Annotated in this window: 14 protein-coding genes; 8 read left to right on the forward strand and 6 right to left on the reverse strand. The window is 71.5% G+C overall.

The window, feature by feature from the left end; genetic code table 11:
- Positions 1–381: 381 nt before the first annotated feature.
- Together IEZ11_RS44365 and IEZ11_RS44370 are read right to left on the reverse strand one after the other, a co-directional pair.
- Positions 382–1,482 carry a family 2 encapsulin nanocompartment cargo protein polyprenyl transferase gene (locus IEZ11_RS44365; RefSeq protein WP_189268766.1) on the reverse strand — a complete coding sequence of 367 codons (1,101 nt, stop codon included), beginning with the start codon at positions 1,480–1,482 and terminating at the stop codon, positions 382–384.
- Between the two features lie 113 nt (positions 1,483–1,595).
- Positions 1,596–3,002 carry a family 2B encapsulin nanocompartment shell protein gene (locus IEZ11_RS44370; RefSeq protein ID WP_189268767.1) on the reverse strand — a complete coding sequence of 469 codons (1,407 nt, stop codon included), beginning with the start codon at positions 3,000–3,002 and terminating at the stop codon, positions 1,596–1,598.
- Positions 3,003–3,310: 308 nt separating this feature from the next.
- Here IEZ11_RS44370 and IEZ11_RS44375 point away from each other — a divergent pair, with 308 nt between their 5' ends.
- Both IEZ11_RS44375 and IEZ11_RS44380 read left to right on the forward strand, forming a co-directional pair.
- Positions 3,311–3,901: an N-acetylmuramoyl-L-alanine amidase gene (locus IEZ11_RS44375; protein WP_189268768.1), complete on the forward strand. Its 591-nt coding sequence runs from the start codon at positions 3,311–3,313 to the stop codon at positions 3,899–3,901.
- A gap of 33 nt (positions 3,902–3,934) precedes the next feature.
- Positions 3,935–4,816, forward strand: a complete 882-nt coding sequence (locus IEZ11_RS44380) for a 1-aminocyclopropane-1-carboxylate deaminase/D-cysteine desulfhydrase (protein WP_189268769.1) — start codon at positions 3,935–3,937, stop codon at positions 4,814–4,816.
- Between the two features lie 32 nt (positions 4,817–4,848).
- Here IEZ11_RS44380 and fxsT read toward each other — a convergent pair whose 3' ends face one another.
- Both fxsT and IEZ11_RS44390 read right to left on the reverse strand, forming a co-directional pair.
- Positions 4,849–7,722: an FxSxx-COOH system tetratricopeptide repeat protein gene (fxsT, locus tag IEZ11_RS44385; RefSeq protein WP_189268770.1), complete on the reverse strand. Its 2,874-nt coding sequence runs from the start codon at positions 7,720–7,722 to the stop codon at positions 4,849–4,851.
- Between the two features lie 91 nt (positions 7,723–7,813).
- Positions 7,814–9,409, reverse strand: coding sequence for a Na+/H+ antiporter (locus IEZ11_RS44390; protein WP_189268771.1), 1,596 nt, complete (start codon positions 9,407–9,409; stop codon positions 7,814–7,816).
- A 61-nt stretch (positions 9,410–9,470) separates the two neighbouring features.
- On the opposite strand from IEZ11_RS44390, the gene IEZ11_RS44395 reads away from it, so the two are divergent.
- The 3 genes from IEZ11_RS44395 to IEZ11_RS44405 all read left to right on the forward strand — a co-directional run bounded on the left by IEZ11_RS44395 (position 9,471) and on the right by IEZ11_RS44405 (position 11,526).
- Positions 9,471–9,731 carry a UBP-type zinc finger domain-containing protein gene (locus tag IEZ11_RS44395; protein WP_189268783.1) on the forward strand — a complete coding sequence of 87 codons (261 nt, stop codon included), beginning with the start codon at positions 9,471–9,473 and terminating at the stop codon, positions 9,729–9,731.
- 272 nt (positions 9,732–10,003) lie between these two features.
- The gene (locus IEZ11_RS44400) at positions 10,004–10,417 is read left to right on the forward strand and encodes an ATP-binding protein (RefSeq protein ID WP_004925829.1); all 414 of its coding nucleotides are present in this window, start codon (positions 10,004–10,006) and stop codon (positions 10,415–10,417) included.
- A complete protein-coding gene (locus tag IEZ11_RS44405; RefSeq protein ID WP_189268772.1) occupies positions 10,414–11,526 on the forward strand; it encodes an RNA polymerase sigma factor SigF in 1,113 nt (370 codons plus the stop codon). Before IEZ11_RS44400 ends, IEZ11_RS44405 begins: the two co-directional genes overlap by 4 nt.
- Before the next feature lie 78 nt (positions 11,527–11,604).
- Here the strand turns inward: IEZ11_RS44405 and IEZ11_RS44410 are convergent, their stop codons facing one another.
- Entirely contained in the window at positions 11,605–12,051 is a 447-nt protein-coding gene (locus tag IEZ11_RS44410; RefSeq protein ID WP_189268773.1) for a hypothetical protein, read from the reverse strand.
- A gap of 137 nt (positions 12,052–12,188) precedes the next feature.
- On the opposite strand from IEZ11_RS44410, the gene IEZ11_RS44415 reads away from it, so the two are divergent.
- On the forward strand, positions 12,189–13,157 hold the full coding sequence (locus IEZ11_RS44415) for a diacylglycerol/lipid kinase family protein (protein ID WP_189268774.1): 969 nt from the start codon (positions 12,189–12,191) through the stop codon (positions 13,155–13,157).
- 320 nt (positions 13,158–13,477) lie between these two features.
- Positions 13,478–13,735, forward strand: coding sequence for a WhiB family transcriptional regulator (locus IEZ11_RS44420; RefSeq protein ID WP_010353616.1), 258 nt, complete (start codon positions 13,478–13,480; stop codon positions 13,733–13,735).
- Positions 13,736–13,931: 196 nt separating this feature from the next.
- Here IEZ11_RS44420 and IEZ11_RS44425 read toward each other — a convergent pair whose 3' ends face one another.
- Complete coding sequence (locus IEZ11_RS44425) at positions 13,932–15,398, reverse strand: sensor histidine kinase (protein WP_189268784.1); 1,467 nt, start codon at positions 15,396–15,398, stop codon at positions 13,932–13,934.
- Between the two features lie 642 nt (positions 15,399–16,040).
- Here IEZ11_RS44425 and nagB point away from each other — a divergent pair.
- Complete coding sequence (gene nagB, locus IEZ11_RS44430; protein WP_189268775.1) at positions 16,041–16,826, forward strand: glucosamine-6-phosphate deaminase; 786 nt, start codon at positions 16,041–16,043, stop codon at positions 16,824–16,826.
- Positions 16,827–16,971 lie beyond the last annotated feature (145 nt).

Below are 16,971 nucleotides of genomic sequence, written 5' to 3' on the forward strand. Positions count from 1 at the left end.
CGGGCGGTCCGGCCGACGGTCCGGCCGACGGTCCGGCCGACGGTCCGGCCGACGGTCCGGCCGACGGTCCGGCCGACGGTCCGGCCGACGGTCCGGCCGACTCGCCGCAGTGCGGATTGCGGCAGGGACCGGGTCCCCAGACCGGAACCCACGCACCCAGCGTCTTGTGCCGCCGCACCACCCGCTGGACGGACTCTCCGCAGACCGGACAGACCTGGTCCTGGACGTCCATGTCCCCAGCGTAGGCCCGGCCCGGCGGCCACGCGCGCCGCCTGTCGGCGGGCCCCGCACACCGTGGGGATGTGCGGGACCCGTCGGACCGGAGCCCCCGGAGCACCGTGCGGGGTCAGGAGCCGCGCGGTCCCGGGGACCCCGGGGTCCTCACCTGCTGCGCCGGGTCACGAACTCGGCGAGCGCGAGCAGGCCGCCGGCCTCCTCGGGGCCTGGCACGGCACGGGCGAGTTCCTGCATCGCCCGTGCCATCCGGTCGGCCGCCTCGGACTGCGCCCAGTCACGGCCGCCCGCCCGCTCCACGGCCAGCGCGGTCCGCGCGATCTCGTCGGCGTCGGCCCCGACGTGCGGCTCGGCGTACAGCTCGGCGAGTTCGGCGGCGGCCGGGGTGCCGGAGGTGAGGGCGGCCACCACCGGCAGGGACTTCTTGCGGGCCGCCAGGTCCGCGCCGGCCGGCTTGCCGGTGCGCCGGGGATCACCCCATATCCCGATGACGTCGTCGATCAGCTGGAAGGCCAGCCCGGCCTGGCGGCCGAAGTCGTCGAGCGCCGCCACCTCCGCCGCGCCCGCGCCCGCGTACAGCGCGCCCAGCGCGCAGGCACAGCCGAGCAGCGCCCCGGTCTTGGCCTCGGCCATGGCGAGCACCTCGTCCAGGGTGACCTCGTCGGGCGCCCGGTCCTCCATGGCCGTGTCCGCGTGCTGCCCCGCGCAGAGTTCGAGGACGCAGTCCGCGAGCCGGGCGGCGGCCGGCCCGGACGCCGGGTGCGGGTCCTCGGCGAGCAGCCTGAGGGCCAGCGCCTGGAGGGCGTCCCCGGCGAGGATCGCGTCGGCGTCGCCGAACACGGTCCACGCGGTGGGCCGGTGCCTGCGGGAGGTGTCCCGGTCCATCACGTCGTCGTGCAGCAGCGTGAAGTTGTGCACCAGCTCCACGGCGGCCGCGGCCCGTACGGCGGCCGCGCGTGCCGCCGGGCCGCCGAGCGCGTCGGCGGCGGCGAGGACCAGCGCGGGCCGGATGGCCTTGCCCGCGTTGCCGTCCGCCGGGGAGCCGTCCGCGTGCTCCCAGCCGAAGTGGTAGCACGCGATCCGCCGCATCGAACCGGGCAACGACGCCACGGCGGAGCGCAGTTCGGGGTCGACGGACGCCCGGACCCGCTCCAGTATCACCGTCGCCTCGGACCCGTCGGGCGACTCCGGCCTCCCCGGCGGCAGCTGCGTGGCACGCTGCTGCCGCTCCGTCACGAACTCGGCCATGGCCTCCCCTTCGCGGAGTGCGCGTACGGTGGCGTCTCCGCCACGGCTCGGCACGTACCCCGAGGGTGTACCCGCCCCGGAGGGCGGGGACACGGCCACCAAGTGCGGAAACGTCACCTCCACCGGCCGATCTCGACGTTCTCCAGCACCCCGAGGGCGTCCGGGACCAGCACGGCCGCCGAGTAGTAGGCCGTGACCAGGTAACTGATGATCGCCTGCTCGTTGATGCCCATGAAGCGGACCGAGAGGCTCGGTTCGATCTCGTCGGGGATCCCGGCCTGCCGCAGGCCGATGACGCCCTGGTTGTCCTCGCCGGTACGCATGGCGATGATCGAGGTGGTCCGGGCCTCCGTGACCGGGATCTTGTTGCAGGGGTAGATCGGGACGCCGCGCCAGGTCGGGATGCGGTTGCCGCCGATCTCGACGGTCTCCGGGACCAGTCCGCGCTTGTTGAGCTCACGGCCGAAGGCGGCGATCGCGCGCGGGTGGGCGAGGAAGAGCTTGGTGCCGCGCCGGCGGCTGAGCAGCTCGTCCATGTCGTCCGGGCTGGGCACCCCGTCGTGCGGCTGGAGCCGCTGGTCGTACTGGCAGTTGCTGAGCAGGCCGAACTCCCGGTTGTTGATCAGCTCGTGCTCCTGGCGCTCCTTCAACGCCTCGACGGTGAGCCGCAGCTGGTGCTCGGTCTGGTTCATCGGCTGGTTGTAGAGGTCGGCCACGCGGGTGTGGATGCGCAGCACGGTCTGGGCGATGCTCAGCTCGTACTCACGCGGCCGGGCCTCGTAGTCGACGAAGGTGTGCGGGATGTCGGGCTCGCCGCTGTGGCCGGCCGCGAGGGCGACCTCCTTCTCGCCGTACTTGTTGGTGCGCTGCTCGGGGATCGCCCGCAGCTGCTGCAGGTGCTCGCGCAGCGAGTCGGCGCGCTCGGCGACCTGCTCGAAGTCCTGCCGGGACAGGGTGAGCACGGTGCAGGCCGTGTCCGCGCGGGCGGTGTACTCCCAGATGGCGTCCGGGTCGATCAGGCCCTGCTCGCCGAAGTAGGCGCCGTCGGCGAGGACTCCGAGCACCGCGTCGTCGCCGTAGGGGCCGGTGCCGACCTTCTCGACGCGGCCGTGGGCCAGCAGATGGACCTCGTCCGTGCCGTTGCCGAACGAGGCGATGACCTCGCCCGGGGCGAAGTCGCGCTGCCGGCAGCGTTGGGCGAGCTCCGAGAGCACCTCCTCGTCCTCGTACGAGCGCAGGACGGGCAGCTCGCCCAGCTCCGCGGGGATGACCTCGACGCGGTCGCCGGTCTTCAGGAACGTGATACGGCCGTCGCCGACCGTGTAGGTGAGCCGTCGGTTCACCCGGTACGTGCCGCCCTGGACGTCGACCCAGGGCAGGGTCCGCAGCAGCCAGCGGGAGCTGATCTCCTGCATCTGGGGCGCGGACTTGGTCGTGGTGGCCAGGTTCCGCGCTGCCGCCGTGTCCAGGGACTGCTGCGGCTTGCCCTGATCCGTGCGGACCTCTTCGCCTACCGACATAAGGAAATGCCCTCCCATACCTGCGTGGGTGCCGAACTGCCCACGCATCGGTCTCACGGGCCACCCTGTCATCACGGAGCGTGCCGGGGCCATTACCCGAAAGAGCGGGAATGGATCACCGGAATCCTGGGCATGCCGACACTTCATCCACCTCGCCACCCCGCGATATGCCGACTTGTCCGGATCGAATCGCACAAGATCCGAACAAGTTCACACGAGGGTGGCCCGGAAAGCCTGACTTCGGTAGAAAGCCCAGAAGGTTCGGAAAATACGGATAGTTCAGGCGGCTCAGATGCGAAGGAGGCGGCATGGCCCCACCCATGTCCGCGGGTGCTTTCCTCGACGCGTTGCGGGACGAGGGCGTCACGGTCGTCGAGGTCGGCGACTGGCGAGAGCACAACCGGAACCACAAGGGTCCCTGGGGGCCCGTCCATGGCGTGATGATCCACCACACGGTGACCCGAGGCACCGAACCCACGGTCCGGATCTGCCGCGACGGCCATCCCGGCCTCCCCGGGCCGCTGTGCCACGGTGTCATCACCAAGGACGGCAGGGTCCACCTGGTCGGCTACGGCCGCGCCAACCACGCGGGGCTGGGCGACGACGACGTGCTGCGCGCGGTGATCGCCGAGAGGCGGCTGCCCCATGACAACGAGGCGAACACCGACGGCAACCGGCACTTCTACGGCTTCGAGTGCGAGAACCTGGGCGACGGCGAGGACCCCTGGCCCGAGGTCCAGCTGGAGGCCGTCGAGAAGGTGGCCGCGGCGGTGTGCCGGCGGCACGGCTGGTCGGAGCGGTCGGTGATCGGCCATCTGGAGTGGCAGCCGGGGAAGGTGGACCCGCGCGGCTTCCCGATGGCCTGGTTGCGCGAGCGCGTCAGGGACCGGCTGAAGTGAGCCCGCGCGCCCGCCCCGGGCGACAATGACGACGTGACCAGCGCCGACATACTCACCGCCCGGCTCCCCTCGCCGCTCCAGGAGGTGACCGACGACCGTTTCGCCCGCCACGGCGTCCGGCTCCTCCTCAAGCGGGACGACCTGATCCACCCGGAGCTGATCGGCAACAAGTGGCGCAAGCTGGTCCCGAACATCGAGGCGGCGGCCGGCCGGCCGCTCCTCACGTTCGGCGGGGCGTACTCCAACCACCTGCGTGCCACGGCCGCCGCGGGCCGGCTGCTCGGCTTCCCGACGGTGGGCGTGGTGCGGGGCGAGGAACTGGCCGGCCGGCCGCTGAATCCCTCCCTTGCGCGGTGTACGGCCGACGGGATGCGGCTGCACTTCGTCGACCGGCCGGCGTACCGGCGCAAGGCCGAGCCGGACGTGCTGGCGGGTCTGCTGCGGGCGGCGGGCGCCGAGGGCGCCTACGTGGTGCCGGAGGGCGGCAGCAACGCGGCCGCGGTACGCGGCTGCCGGGCCCTGGGCGCGGAGCTGCGGGGGCGGGCCGGTGTGGTGGCGATCGCGTGCGGGACCGGGGGCACGCTGGCCGGACTGGCGGCCGGACTGGGCGCGGGACAGCGGGCGTTGGGGGTGCCGGTGCTGCGGGGCGGGTTCCTGGAGGCGGAGATACGGCGGTTGCAGGAGGAGGCGTTCGGGGGACGGCGCGGGCAGTGGTCGCTCGACGAGCGGTTCCACTTCGGCGGGTACGGGCGTACGACACCGGAACTCGACGCCTTCGCGGCGGACTTCGAGGACCGGCACGGCGTGCGGGTGGAGCGGCTGTATGTCGCCAAGTTGCTGTACGGGCTCGTCGAACTGGCGCGGGAGGGCGCCCTGGAACGGGGCACGGACGTGGTCGCGGTACTGACGGCCTGATCGGCGTGCGGCCGGTCCTGCGTGCGGCTTGATCAGCGGGCCGGCCTGGGCCTGAGGAGTTTCTGGAGCTTCTGGGCCTGGCGTCGCCGGTTCATCGCCGAGTAGGTGTCGACCAGGGCGCGGATCGTGTTCTGGATGTCGGGCTGGTCGGCCCCGCGGTGCAGCCGCTGCCGGTTCAGGGTGGCTTCGAGCAACTGGGCCGCCGCGCGGTAGTCGCGCTGGGCGTGCAGGGTCATGGCGAGGCTGGTGGCCGCGGCGAGCGTGTCGGGGTGGTCCTCGCCCAGCGTGCGCCGGGAGCGGGCGAGCGTGTCCTCGTCGAGCCGCCGGGCCTCGGTGAGCTCGCCGCACTCGCGCAGGATGCCGACCAGCGTGACGGCCGTGGCGAGCGTGGCGGGATGGTCCTCGCCCAGCACCGCACGGCGTCTCTCGTAGGTGTCCGCGGCCACGCGGCGGGACGCGTCGCTCTCGCCCAGCCCGTAGAGGGCGAGCACGAGCGCGAGCGCGCTCTCCAGGGTGTCGGGGTGGTCGTCGCCGTGGTTCCGCCGGCAGCGGGCGTGCGCGTCGTCGAGCAGGTCCCGGGCCTCCCGGTACCTGCCCAGCTGGACCAGGGTGCTGGCGAGGCCGTGCATCGCTCTGAGCGTGTCCAGGTGGTCGTCGCCGAGGATCCGGCGGCTGTGCGCGAGCGTCTCCTCCAGCAGCCGCCGGGACTCGGCGTACTCACCGAGCATCCGCAGGTTGGTGGCGAGGGCTCCGACCACCTGGAGGGTGTGCGGATGGTCGACGCCGAGCACCCGGCGCAGGCGGGCCACGGTGTCCTCGTTGATGCGGCGGGACTCGGCGTACCGGCCGGAGAGGGTGAGCGCGGTCCCCCGGTGGCTGGCGGACTGGAGCGTGTCGGGGTGGTCCTCGCCGAGGACGCGGCGCCGCCGGTCGAAGGCGTCCTGGCTGATGCGCTCCGCGGCCGCGCGCTCGCCGAGGGCGAAGAGGATCGCCCCGAGGTCGTTGGCCGACTGGAGCGTGTCCGGGTCGTCGTCCCCGAGCAGCCGCCGGCGCCGGTCGTAGGTGTCCTCGATGAGGGGCCGCGCGCCCCGGAAGTCGCCGAGATCCGAGGTCGCGTGACCCAGGTACTGGGCGCAGAACAGGACCTGGGGGTCATCGGGCCCGAGCCGGGTCACCCAGGTCTCGCGCAGCCGTGCGGCGAGGCCGGCCGCGAGCCTGGGCTGGCCGCTGCGGATCAGGAAGTGGACGGCCTCGACGAGGGTGGGGCGCAGTTCGGGCCGGTCGGCGACGTCGAAGCGGGCCGTGGTGAGATGCGCGGTCAGACTCGCCCAGGCGCCCCAGTTGCCGGGGTCCAGCGCGTCGCCCGGCGCGGCGGCGGCGAGCACGGCCGCCGCGTCGCTCCGGACGGCCTCGCCGCGCGCCGGGTCGGCGTGGTCCCGCAGGACCGCCTGGGTCAGCCGGTGCACCTGGAAGGTGTGGGAGTCGGTGCGGGCCAGCCCGTAGTCGCTCAGGTACCCGAGGGTCTGCCCGGGTCCCATCAGGTCGTCCGGATCGCCGGGGATCGTGGTCATCCGGGGGCGCGCGTCCTCCAGCCACCTGGTGGGGATCGGCTCGGGCCCCAGGAAGGCCGCGACCCGCAGCAGTGCGGCCGCGTCGGGGTGGCGGTCGGCGAGGCGCCGCGCGGCGACCTCGACGGTGCCGGCGAGCGAGGCCGGGTAGTCCGGGGCCTCGCCCGCCTCCAGCACCCGTACCGTCTTCTCGTCCAGGAGCCGCTGGTACCGCTCGACCGTGGTGCCGTTGCCGATCACGCCCACCGCCTGGGCGAGGGCCAGCGGGAGGTCGCCCAGGTCCTTGGCGAGGGCCTCCGCCTGGTCGCGCGTGATGCCCTGGACCCGGGTCGTGAGGTAGGCGAGGGAGTCGTCCCGGGTGAACACGTCGAGGCCGGTCCGGCGGGCGATGTGGCGCCAGTTGGGGTTGCGCGAGGTGATCAGCACATGCCCCGGCCCCTCGGGCAGCCAGCGCCCGATCCGGTCCGGGTGCTCCACGTTGTCGAGGACGAGCAGCCACCGCGGTCTGCCGCGGAGGTCGTCCAGGAGGAGCCGGGCATTGCGCTCGGCGCCCGCCTCGGCCAGGGCGACGCCCAGCCGCTCGGCCAGCTCCGCGTAGTAGACCGGCAGCTGGCCGGACTGCTCGGCGTCGATCCACCACACCACGTCGTACTGGCTCGCGAACCGGTGCGCGTACTCCACCGCGATCTGCGTCTTGCCGATGCCGCCCATCCCGTGCAGCGCGTGCACCACGGACAGTCCGCCGTCGAGCAGTCCCTCCCGCAGGGCGACGATCGCCGCCTCGCGGCCGGAGAAGTCGGGATTGCGCCGCCGTACGTTCCACACCGGCGGGCGCCCGGCACGCCCCGGCAGCTGCGGCTTCTCCTGGTCCGGGGGCGCCGTCGCGGTGCCGTCCGGCGGGAAGCCCGGTGAGCTGCTCGGCCGTACCGCCCCGTGCACCGCCTCGCGCAGGGCGCTCAGGGCGGCCGGCTCCGTCCTGCCGTACAGGTCGGTGCGCACCTTCGCCGCGAGCAGTGGTCCGACGTCCGCGTCGGTCAGCGGCTCGACCGCGAGCGGGATCAGCCGGTCCCGCCGGGCCAGCGCGGCCGTCCGTTCCTCGTGCGACCGGTGTCCCTCCGCGAAGTAGGCCTGGGACAGCACCGCCACCACCGCGTCCGCCGAGGTCAGCGCCTCGTCCATGCACTGGACGAAGTCGTCGCCGGTGCGCCAGTCCCAGACGTCCAGGATCACCGTGTGGCCGGCCTGTTCCAGGTGCCACCCGACCCACTCGGCCCACGCGCGGTCCGGGCCCGCGTAACTGATGAAGAACCGCTGCGCGTGCGCGTTGGTGTCGGTCATCGATCCCCCCGGGCCACCTTGATCCGCCGTGCCGGCCGCGTCGCCCCCATGATTCCCCGTCGGACCGGCCTGAGGGGGTGAATACGCCGACTCACCCGGCCTCCCGGTACGCGGCCGCCTCCTCCAGGTCCAGCCGGCGCAGCAGGGTCCGCAGCATCTCGTCGTCGATGTAGCGATGATCGCGGAGCCGGACGAAGACCGAGCGTTCGGCGCTGATCATCTCGCGGGAGAGACGGCGGTAGGTGTCGTCGACCGACTCGCCGGTGACCGGGTTGGTCTGGCCGAGGCGTTCCCAGACGGCGTTGCGGCGGCGCTCCAGGACGGAGCGGAGGCGGTCGGCGAGCGGCGGGGGCAGGTCGTTGCGGTCGTCGGAGAGGAGTTCGTCGAGGCGGGCCTCGGCCGAACGAGAGGCCTGGGCCTGGGCGTTGGCCTCCGCGAGGGTCTCGGCCTGCGGGTCGCGGCCGGGGAAGTCCAGCCGGTGGATCAGCGGGGGCAGGGTCAGGCCCTGCACGACCAGCGTGCCGATCACGGTGGTGAAGGTCAGGAACAGGATCAGGTTGCGGTGCGGGAAGGCGCCGCCGCCGTGCACGGTGACCGGGATCGAGAAGGCGATGGCCAGGGAGACCACCCCGCGCATCCCCGCCCACGCCGTGACCATCGCGCCCTTCCAGGTGGGGTTCGCCTCCCGGTCGCGGATCCGCGAGGAGAGGATCCGGGGCAGGAACGCCGCCGGGTAGACCCAGGCGAAGCGGGCCGCGACCACCACCAGGAAGACGGCCACCGCGTACCAGGCGGCCTGCACGCCCTCGTACTGCCCGAGTCCCTTGAGGACGATCGGCAGCTGAAGGCCGATCAGGGCGAAGACCGCCGACTCCAGGATGAAGGCGACCATCTTCCACACCGCTTCCTCCTGGAGGCGGGTGGCGAAGTCGACCTCCCACGCGCGGTGGCCGAGGTAGAGGGCGACGACCACGACGGCCAGTACCCCGGAGGCGTGGAACTGCTCGGCGACGCCGTAGGCGACGAAGGGGATCAGCAGGGACAGGGTGTTCTGGAGAAGCGGTTCCTTCAGGTGGGTGCGCAGCCAGTGCAGCGGCGCCATCAGGATCAGGCCGACGCCCACCCCGCCCACCGCCGCGAGCAGGAACTCCTCGATGCCGCCGGCCCAGGTGGCGCCCTCGCCGACGGCCGCCGCGAGGGCGACCTTGTAGGCGGTGATCGCGGTGGCGTCGTTCAGCAGCGACTCGCCCTGGAGGATCGTGGTGATCCGGGACGGCAGGCCCACCCGGCGCGCCACCGCGGTCGCCGCCACCGCGTCCGGCGGGGCCACCACCGCGCCCAGCACCAGGGCGGCCGGCAACGGCATGCCCGGGACGATCAGGTAGACCGCCCAGCCGACCACGAAGGTCGCGAACAACACGTATCCGACCGAGAGCAGCGCGACCGGCCGCAGCTGGGCGCGCAGGTCGAGATAGGAGCTGTCGGACGCCGAGGTGTACAGGAGCGGCGGCAGCAGCAGCGGCAGGACGACCTCGGGATCGAGGGTGTAGTCCGGGATGCCGGGGATGTACGACACCACCAGCCCGACGGCCACCAGGAGCAGCGGCGCCGGCACCGGTGTGCGCCGGGCCGCCGCCGCGAACGCGGCGCTCCCCGCCACCAGCAACAGCAGTGGCATCACGTCCATGGTCCTCGCCCGCCCTCGTTTTTCGCGCGGCCACCCGCACACCCGTCGTAATCTGGCAATCATGAAACAGTGCACGCACCGCGACGCGCTGCCGCACCCGGAACCCGAGCCGCTGAACGAGACCTGTCCGGAGTGTCTCGCCAAGGGCTGGCACCCGGTACAACTGCGGCTCTGTCTGACCTGTGGCCACATCGCCTGCTGTGACTCGTCGCCGGGAAGACATGCGACAAGCCACCACGAATCGACCGGTCACCCGATAATGCGGACGTTCGAGCCCGGCGAGGACTGGCGCTGGTGCTTCGTCGACCACGTGCTCGTGTGACACTGCACTACGGCTGCTGAAGACCACAGCGCCGACGGTTCGACGGTTCGACGCCGGGGTACGTCAACCCGGCGCGCGCTCTTCCCAATTGGCCAAGACAGACCCCTAGACACGGAGCGTGTTCACAGGTTTACTGTGAGTGACGCCAGGGGGTTGGGGTCCCGGGGACAGAAAAGTTCGGAGCGCGGTAGCGTCACCGCTGAACCACGTAGTGCGTTACCCCGGGGGGCGACCCTCGGCCCCGAAATGCTTGTACCACCATGGAGGTGAGGGTGTCCCAGATCGCAGGCGAGCCCGCGACCCAGGACTTCGTGGAAGTCCGGCTGCCGGCTGCGGGTGCCTACCTGTCGGTGCTGCGCACGGCCACGGCCGGTCTCGCCGCCCGCTTGGACTTCACCCTGGACGAGATCGAGGATCTGCGCATCGCGGTCGACGAGGCCTGCGCGATCCTGCTCCAGCAGGCCGTCCCCGGCTCGGTGCTCAGCTGTGTCTTCCGCCTCGTCGACGACTCGCTGGAGGTCACGGTCTCCGCTCCGACCACGGACGGCCACGCCCCCTCGCGCGACACATTCGCCTGGACCGTGCTCTCGGCCCTGGCGGGCAAGGTCTCGTCGGCCGTCGACGAGGACAAGACCGTGTCGATCAGCCTCTACAAACAGCGCGGCGCGGGACCCGGGCCGGCGTGAGGAACGGGGACGGGCCGGTGCGGGACGAAGAACGCGGCACACGGGAGCTGCCGGCCGGGGGCGAAGGCCCCGAGGCCGGCTCCCGCCGCATGGCTGACGGCATCGACGGCATCCCGGAGCAGGCCAGGCCGCACCCGGAGGACGCCTCCGCGCAGGTCGGGCTGGAGGGTGCCGCGCAGAGCGCGCCCCCGGAAGGTCGGAACGGGGTCGCGGCCCCGCACCGAGCCGGGGCGAAGGCTCGCGGAAGGGCGACGGGCGGGACGATGAGCGAGCACGAGCGATACGCCGAGAACGAGGCGCTGGCCGCAGAGGTGGTGCAGGCGACCCAGCACGAACCTCAGGAGCGCAGCCAGCCTCAGGACCGCAGCGGCGCGCGCGCCCTGTTCGTCGAGCTGCGCGGGCTGAAGGAGGGCAGCGCCGAGTACGCGGAGCTGCGCAATCGGCTGGTCCGGATGCATCTGCCGCTCGTGGAGCACCTCGCGCGCCGGTTCCGCAATCGCGGCGAGCCGCTGGACGACCTCACCCAGGTCGCCACCATCGGCCTGATCAAGTCGGTCGACCGGTTCGACCCGGACCGGGGCGTGGAGTTCTCGACGTACGCCACCCCGACGGTGGTCGGCGAGATCAAGCGCCACTTCCGCGACAAGGGCTGGGCGGTCCGCGTCCCGCGCCGCCTCCAGGAGCTGCGCCTCGCGCTCACCACCGCCACGGCGGAGCTGTCCCAGCAGCACGGCCGCTCACCCACGGTCCACGAGCTGGCCGAGAAGCTCGCGATCTCGGAGGAGGAGGTCCTGGAGGGCCTGGAGTCGGCCAACGCCTACTCCACGCTGTCCCTGGACGTCCCCGACACCGACGACGAGTCGCCGGCGGTCGCCGACACCCTGGGCGCGGAGGACGAGGCCCTGGAGGGCGTCGAGTACCGCGAGTCCCTCAAGCCCCTGCTGGAGGACCTCCCGCCCCGAGAGAAGCGGATCCTTCTGCTCCGCTTCTTCGGCAACATGACCCAGTCCCAGATCGCCCAGGAGGTCGGCATCAGCCAGATGCACGTCTCCCGGCTGCTGGCGAGGACCCTGGCTCAGCTCCGGGAGAAGCTGCTGGTGGAGGAGTAGACCGTCAGGACGCCCCGCACCGGAGCGCCCCTTCAGGGACGCGAGGAACCGCGCGTCCAGCCCCCACCCACCCGCAGATCAGCCACTACGCCCAGGCCCCTTGATCCCAAGGGCCTGGGTGGTGGCGGAGTTCACCAGCAACACCAGCGAGGCAACCGCCACCACGGCCAGCACGATCCCCACCGGAATCGCCAGGCTGTCGGCCTGCAGCAGGTTGTAGGCCACCGGCAGCGCCATGATCTGCGTGATCACCGCCGGCCCCCGGCTCCAGCTCTTCCGCAGCAGCAGCCCCCGCGCGGCCAGCAGCGGCAGCAGCGCGAGCACCAGCACGGTGATACCCCCGGTGATCGCCTGCCCCCGGTCGTCCGGATCCCCGGTGATTCCGAGCACGGCCAGCCACACCCCGCCGACGACCAGCGCGAGCCCTTCCAGCCCGGCCAGCGCGGCGGCGTACGTCAGCCGTCGCGGACGCGGTCCGTCGATTCCGTCGGCCGTCCCGGCCGTAGGCACACCCTCACTGCTCACGCCGGAAAGGGTAGCCCGCGGCCCCGCCGCGGAACCCGCGGCCCTCGCCCCCGAGTGTCGAGGCTCACGCCCCTGTCTCTTACCCGATCCCTAACTCGGTCTGGGCCCGGTACTTTCCAGTAGGTACGCTGCAATCCATGCGTGCACTTCTCGTGGTCAATCCGGCGGCAACCACCACAAGCGCACGTAGGCGCGATGTCCTCATCCATGCGCTCGCCAGCGAAGTGAAGCTGGAGGCGGTCACCACCGAGTACCGCGGCCACGCCCGCGACCTCGCGCGGCTCGCGGCGGAGAGCGACGACATCGACCTCGTCGTGGCACTCGGCGGCGACGGCACGGTCAACGAGGTGGTCAACGGCCTGCTCCACAACGGCCCCGCCCCGGACCGGCTGCCCGGCCTCGCGGTGGTCCCCGGCGGCTCCACCAACGTCTTCGCCCGCGCCCTCGGCCTGCCCAACGATCCGGTCGAGGCCACCGGCGCCCTGCTGGACGCCCTGCGCGAGAAGCGCGAGCGCCTCGTCGGCCTGGGCCTGACCGCGGGCACGCCCGGCACCGAGGACGAGGCGGTCCCGGCCCGCTGGTTCACCTTCAACGCGGGGCTCGGCTTCGACGCCGGCGTGGTCGGCCGAGTCGAGCAGCAGCGCGAGCTCGGCAGGAAATCGACGCATGCCCTGTACGTCCGGCAGGTCGTCCGGCAGTTCCTCGGTGAACAGCACCGCCGGCACGGGCCGATCACCCTGGAGCGGGCCGGCGCCGACCCGATCACTGATCTCGTCGTGGCGATAGTCTGCAATACCTCACCCTGGACGTATCTCGGCAATCGCCCGATGTACACGTCGCCTAAGGCCTCGTTCGATAAAGGCATCGACGTACTCGGTCTCAGCCGCCTGTCAACCGCCGCGGCTGCCCGTTATGGCACACAGTTGCTCACTTCGTCCCCCGAGCGCGGACCCCATGGCAAGCATGCGGTGTCGCTGCATGACCTGGACCGGTTCACCTTGCATTCGAAGGTCCCCCTCCCCCTTCAGATGGACGGCGACCACCTAGGACTGCGTACGAGCGTGACGTTCACAGGCGTACGCAGTGCACTGCGTGTGATTGTGTGAGCGGAACGGGCTAAAGTCCTTTCACTCGAACGTTTAGGCCAGGATCCACCCCATGGAAGTACGGCTGTGACCCAGTCGACACCGAGGAATCAAAAAAAACTTTCCGGAAGGGGTTGTATCCGCCGCTGAGGTTTGCGAGGCTCTACGTGGCGGTCGGGACAGCCCGCAACACCGGCGTCCACTGATCACCGGAATCCCCCTTCAACTCACAGGACCCCTGCCAGGGAACCTGGCGGTCGGCCCTTCACTTGTTGAGGGATTCGTGAAAGCGTTCACATTCACAAGCAACGTGCATGTAATACCAAGGAGAGGTAGCAGCCATGGACTGGCGTCACAACGCCGTTTGCCGCGAGGAAGACCCCGAGCTCTTCTTCCCCATCGGCAACACCGGTCCTGCGCTGCTGCAGATCGAGGAAGCCAAGGCCGTCTGCCGGCGCTGCCCCGTCATGGATCAGTGTTTGCAGTGGGCGCTTGAGTCCGGCCAGGACTCCGGCGTCTGGGGTGGTCTCAGCGAGGACGAGCGTCGCGCGATGAAGCGCCGTGCCGCCCGCAACCGGGCCCGTCAGGCCACCGCCTGACAGTCCCACCCCTGGTGACAGCCTGAGCTTGGCGGCGCGTACAGCGAGTACGCATCTCCCGCCCCCGAGCCGCAGCGCGCAGTACCCCCGATGCGCTTAGAGAAGCAGCAACGAGCGAGCAGCCCCGGACCCACCAGGTCCGGGGCTCTTTGCTGTGCCCAACTCCCTTTTCGCTGTGCGCAACTCCCCTCAGGCGCTACTTCTGCGGTCGCACCGGCACGTCGAGGATCACCCGGGTCCCCCGCTCCGGCGCCGGCACCATGTCGAACGTGCCGCCCAACTCGCCCTCCACCAGCGTCCGTACGATCTGCAGGCCGAGGTTGCCGGAGCGGTGCGGGTCGAAGCCGTCGGGCAGGCCGACGCCGTCGTCCTGGACGGTGACGAGGAGCCGGGACTCCTTGGTGGTGCCGCCGCGGACCGCCGTGACCTCGACGGTGCCGGTGTCGCCCTCGCGGAAGCCGTGTTCGAGGGCGTTCTGGAGGATTTCGGTGAGAACCATCGACAGCGGGGTGGCGACCTCGGCATCGAGTATCCCGAAGCGTCCGGTGCGCCGGCCGGTGACCTTCCCGGGCGAGATCTCGGCGACCATGGCGAGCACCCGGTCGGCGATCTCGTCGAACTCCACCCGCTCGTCCAGGTTCTGGGACAGCGTCTCGTGCACGATGGCGATGGAGCCGACCCGCCGGACGGCCTCCTCCAGCGCCTCCCGGCCGCGTTCCGAGTCGATGCGCCGGGCCTGGAGGCGCAACAGGGCGGCGACCGTCTGGAGGTTGTTCTTCACCCGGTGGTGGATCTCCCGGATGGTCGCGTCCTTGGTGATCAACTCGCGCTCGCGGCGGCGCAGTTCGGTGACGTCCCGGAGCAGCACCAGGGAACCGATGCGGGTGCCCTTGGGCTTGAGCGGGATCGCCCGGAACTGGATGACACCGTCCTCGGACTCGATCTCGAACTCGCGCGGCGCCCAGCCGCTGGCGAGTTTGGCGAGCGCCTCGTCCACCGGCCCCTTGGTCGGGGCGAGTTCGGCGGTGGTCCGGCCGAGGTGGTGGCCGAGCAGGTCGGCGGCGAGGCCGAGGCGGTGGTAGGCGGAGAGCGCGTTCGGGGAGGCGTACTGGACGATGCCGTCGCCGTCCACCCGGATCAGGCCGTCGCCGACGCGCGGTGAGGCGTCCATGTCGACCTGCTGGTTCGGGAAGGGAAACGATCCGGCGGCGATCATCTGCGCCAGGTCGGAGGCGCTCTGGAGATAGGTGAGCTCCAGGCGGCTCGGGGTGCGCACGGTCAGCAGGTTGGTGTTGCGGGCGATGACCCCCAGGATCCGGCCCTCGCGCCGCACCGGGATGGACTCCACCCGTACGGGGACCTCTTCGCGCCACTCCGGGTCGCCCTCGCGGACGATCCGGCCCTCGTCCAGGGCGATGTCCAGCATGGGCCGGCGGCCGCGCGGGACCAGGTGGCCGACCATGTCGTCCTGGTAGGAGGTGGGGCCGGTGTTGGGGCGCATCTGCGCCACCGAGACGTACCGGGTGCCGTCCCGGGTGGGGACCCACAGGACCAGGTCGGCGAAGGAGAGGTCGGAGAGCAGCTGCCACTCCGAGACCAGCAGATGGAGCCACTCGAGGTCGGAGTCGTCGAGGGCGGTGTGCTGGCGGACCAGTTCGTTCATGGAGGGCACGTCTGTGAGCGTACCTGGCGGTATGTGGATGGCCGAAAAACAGCGGGTCCGGAAAGGACGGAGGGCCCGGAGACACCCGCGGGCCGCGGCGCCTGGGAGGGACCCTCAACCCTCCCGGCACCGCAGCCCGGAGCAGCAACGGCCGCGGGGTGTGCGGTCCCGGTCGGCCGAAGGTGAGGAGCCGGGGCAGTCAGGGCAGAGAGCTCCGGTTCCTCGGTCCGTCTTCCTGTGCGGGGAAGACGGAGGAGTGTGACTGTGTGGTACGGCCGATGCCGTACTCGTTCAGCCCTCGTACGCAATTGTGGACTAGACCACGGTGTGTGTCCATGCGTTGGAGACTGTTCACAGTTGATGCGATCGCAGCCTAGCCCGCCGGGGTGGGCCGTGGGGGCGGATGACCGGGGCAATTTTCCGGGGCCCGACGAGGGCGCCGCGGCGGGTCGTGGAAGTTTTCCTCGTTTCACCCCGTCTGATGCTTTCACGTAACCTCGCGACGGTCCCCTTTCCCTGCGCCCGGCCTGTGGTGACAGGGGTCGGTTCTGTTAGATTGATCCCCATCAGATTGGTCTAAACCACATAGACCTTCCGGACCCTTCAGCTCTCTTCAGCTCTCTTCAGAACGGCAGGCCCAGCGTGGAAGTTGTCATCGTTCCGGATGCCGCCGCGGGTGGCGAGCTGATCGCCGAGGCCATGGCTCAGCTGCTCCGGCGCAAACCGGACGCGCTGCTCGGGGTGGCCACCGGCTCGACCCCGCTGCCCATCTACCAGGCGCTCACCGCCAAGGTCCGGGCCGGTGCGGTGGACACCTCGCGGGCCCGGATAGCCCAGCTCGACGAATACGTGGGGCTGCCGGCCGAGCATCCGGAGTCGTACCGGTCGGTGCTGCGGCGCGAGGTGCTGGAGCCGCTCGGGATCGGGATCGACGCGTTCCTCGGCCCGGACGGCGCGGCCGAGGACGTGCGGGCCGCCTGCCAGGCCTACGACGCGGAGCTGGCGCGGGCCGGCGGCGTGGACCTCCAGTTGCTCGGGATCGGGACCGACGGGCACATCGGGTTCAACGAGCCGTGTTCCTCGCTGGCCTCACGGACCCGGATCAAGACGCTGACCGAGCAGACCCGGGTCGACAACGCGCGGTTCTTCGACGGGGACATCGCGCAGGTGCCGCACCACGTCATCACCCAGGGGATCGGGACGATCCTGGAGGCCCGGCACCTGGTGCTGCTGGCCACGGGCGAGGGGAAGGCCGACGCGGTCGCGGCGACGGTGGAGGGGCCGGTCGCCGCGGTGTGCCCGGCGTCTGCGCTGCAGCTGCATCCGCATGCCACGGTGGTCGTCGACGAGGCCGCGGCGTCCAAGCTGAAGCATGCGGACTATTTCCGGTACACGTTCGTCAACAAGCCGGAGTGGCAGGGCATTTGAGACGCGGTCCCGTCTGCCTGGTCCGGTTCGATGCGGACTGACCGTCGTGGTGGGTTGCTCGCGCAGTTCCCCGCGCCCCTTTGGGGCGCGGGGCGTCAGGGCGTGGGGTGTCGGATAGGTTGCCCGGCATGACTGTGTTGGGAAC

The sequence above is a fragment of the Streptomyces fuscichromogenes genome (assembly GCF_014645815.1).
GTDB classification, from domain to species: domain Bacteria; phylum Actinomycetota; class Actinomycetes; order Streptomycetales; family Streptomycetaceae; genus Streptomyces; species Streptomyces fuscichromogenes.

What these genes read in the sequence shown, in the direction of transcription:
- IEZ11_RS44390 (WP_189268771.1), bottom strand. Translation starts at nt 9,409, where the DNA reads ATGGACGTGATGCCACTGCTGTTGCTGGTGGCGGGGAGCGCCGCGTTC.
- fxsT (WP_189268770.1), bottom strand. Translation starts at nt 7,722, where the DNA reads ATGACCGACACCAACGCGCACGCGCAGCGGTTCTTCATCAGTTACGCG.
- IEZ11_RS44425 (WP_189268784.1), bottom strand. Translation starts at nt 15,398, where the DNA reads ATGAACGAACTGGTCCGCCAGCACACCGCCCTCGACGACTCCGACCTC.
- IEZ11_RS44420 (WP_010353616.1), top strand. Translation starts at nt 13,478, where the DNA reads ATGGACTGGCGTCACAACGCCGTTTGCCGCGAGGAAGACCCCGAGCTC.
- IEZ11_RS44365 (WP_189268766.1), bottom strand. Translation starts at nt 1,482, where the DNA reads ATGGCCGAGTTCGTGACGGAGCGGCAGCAGCGTGCCACGCAGCTGCCG.
- IEZ11_RS44395 (WP_189268783.1), top strand. Translation starts at nt 9,471, where the DNA reads ATGAAACAGTGCACGCACCGCGACGCGCTGCCGCACCCGGAACCCGAG.
- IEZ11_RS44415 (WP_189268774.1), top strand. Translation starts at nt 12,189, where the DNA reads ATGCGTGCACTTCTCGTGGTCAATCCGGCGGCAACCACCACAAGCGCA.
- IEZ11_RS44370 (WP_189268767.1), bottom strand. Translation starts at nt 3,002, where the DNA reads ATGTCGGTAGGCGAAGAGGTCCGCACGGATCAGGGCAAGCCGCAGCAG.
- IEZ11_RS44375 (WP_189268768.1), top strand. Translation starts at nt 3,311, where the DNA reads ATGGCCCCACCCATGTCCGCGGGTGCTTTCCTCGACGCGTTGCGGGAC.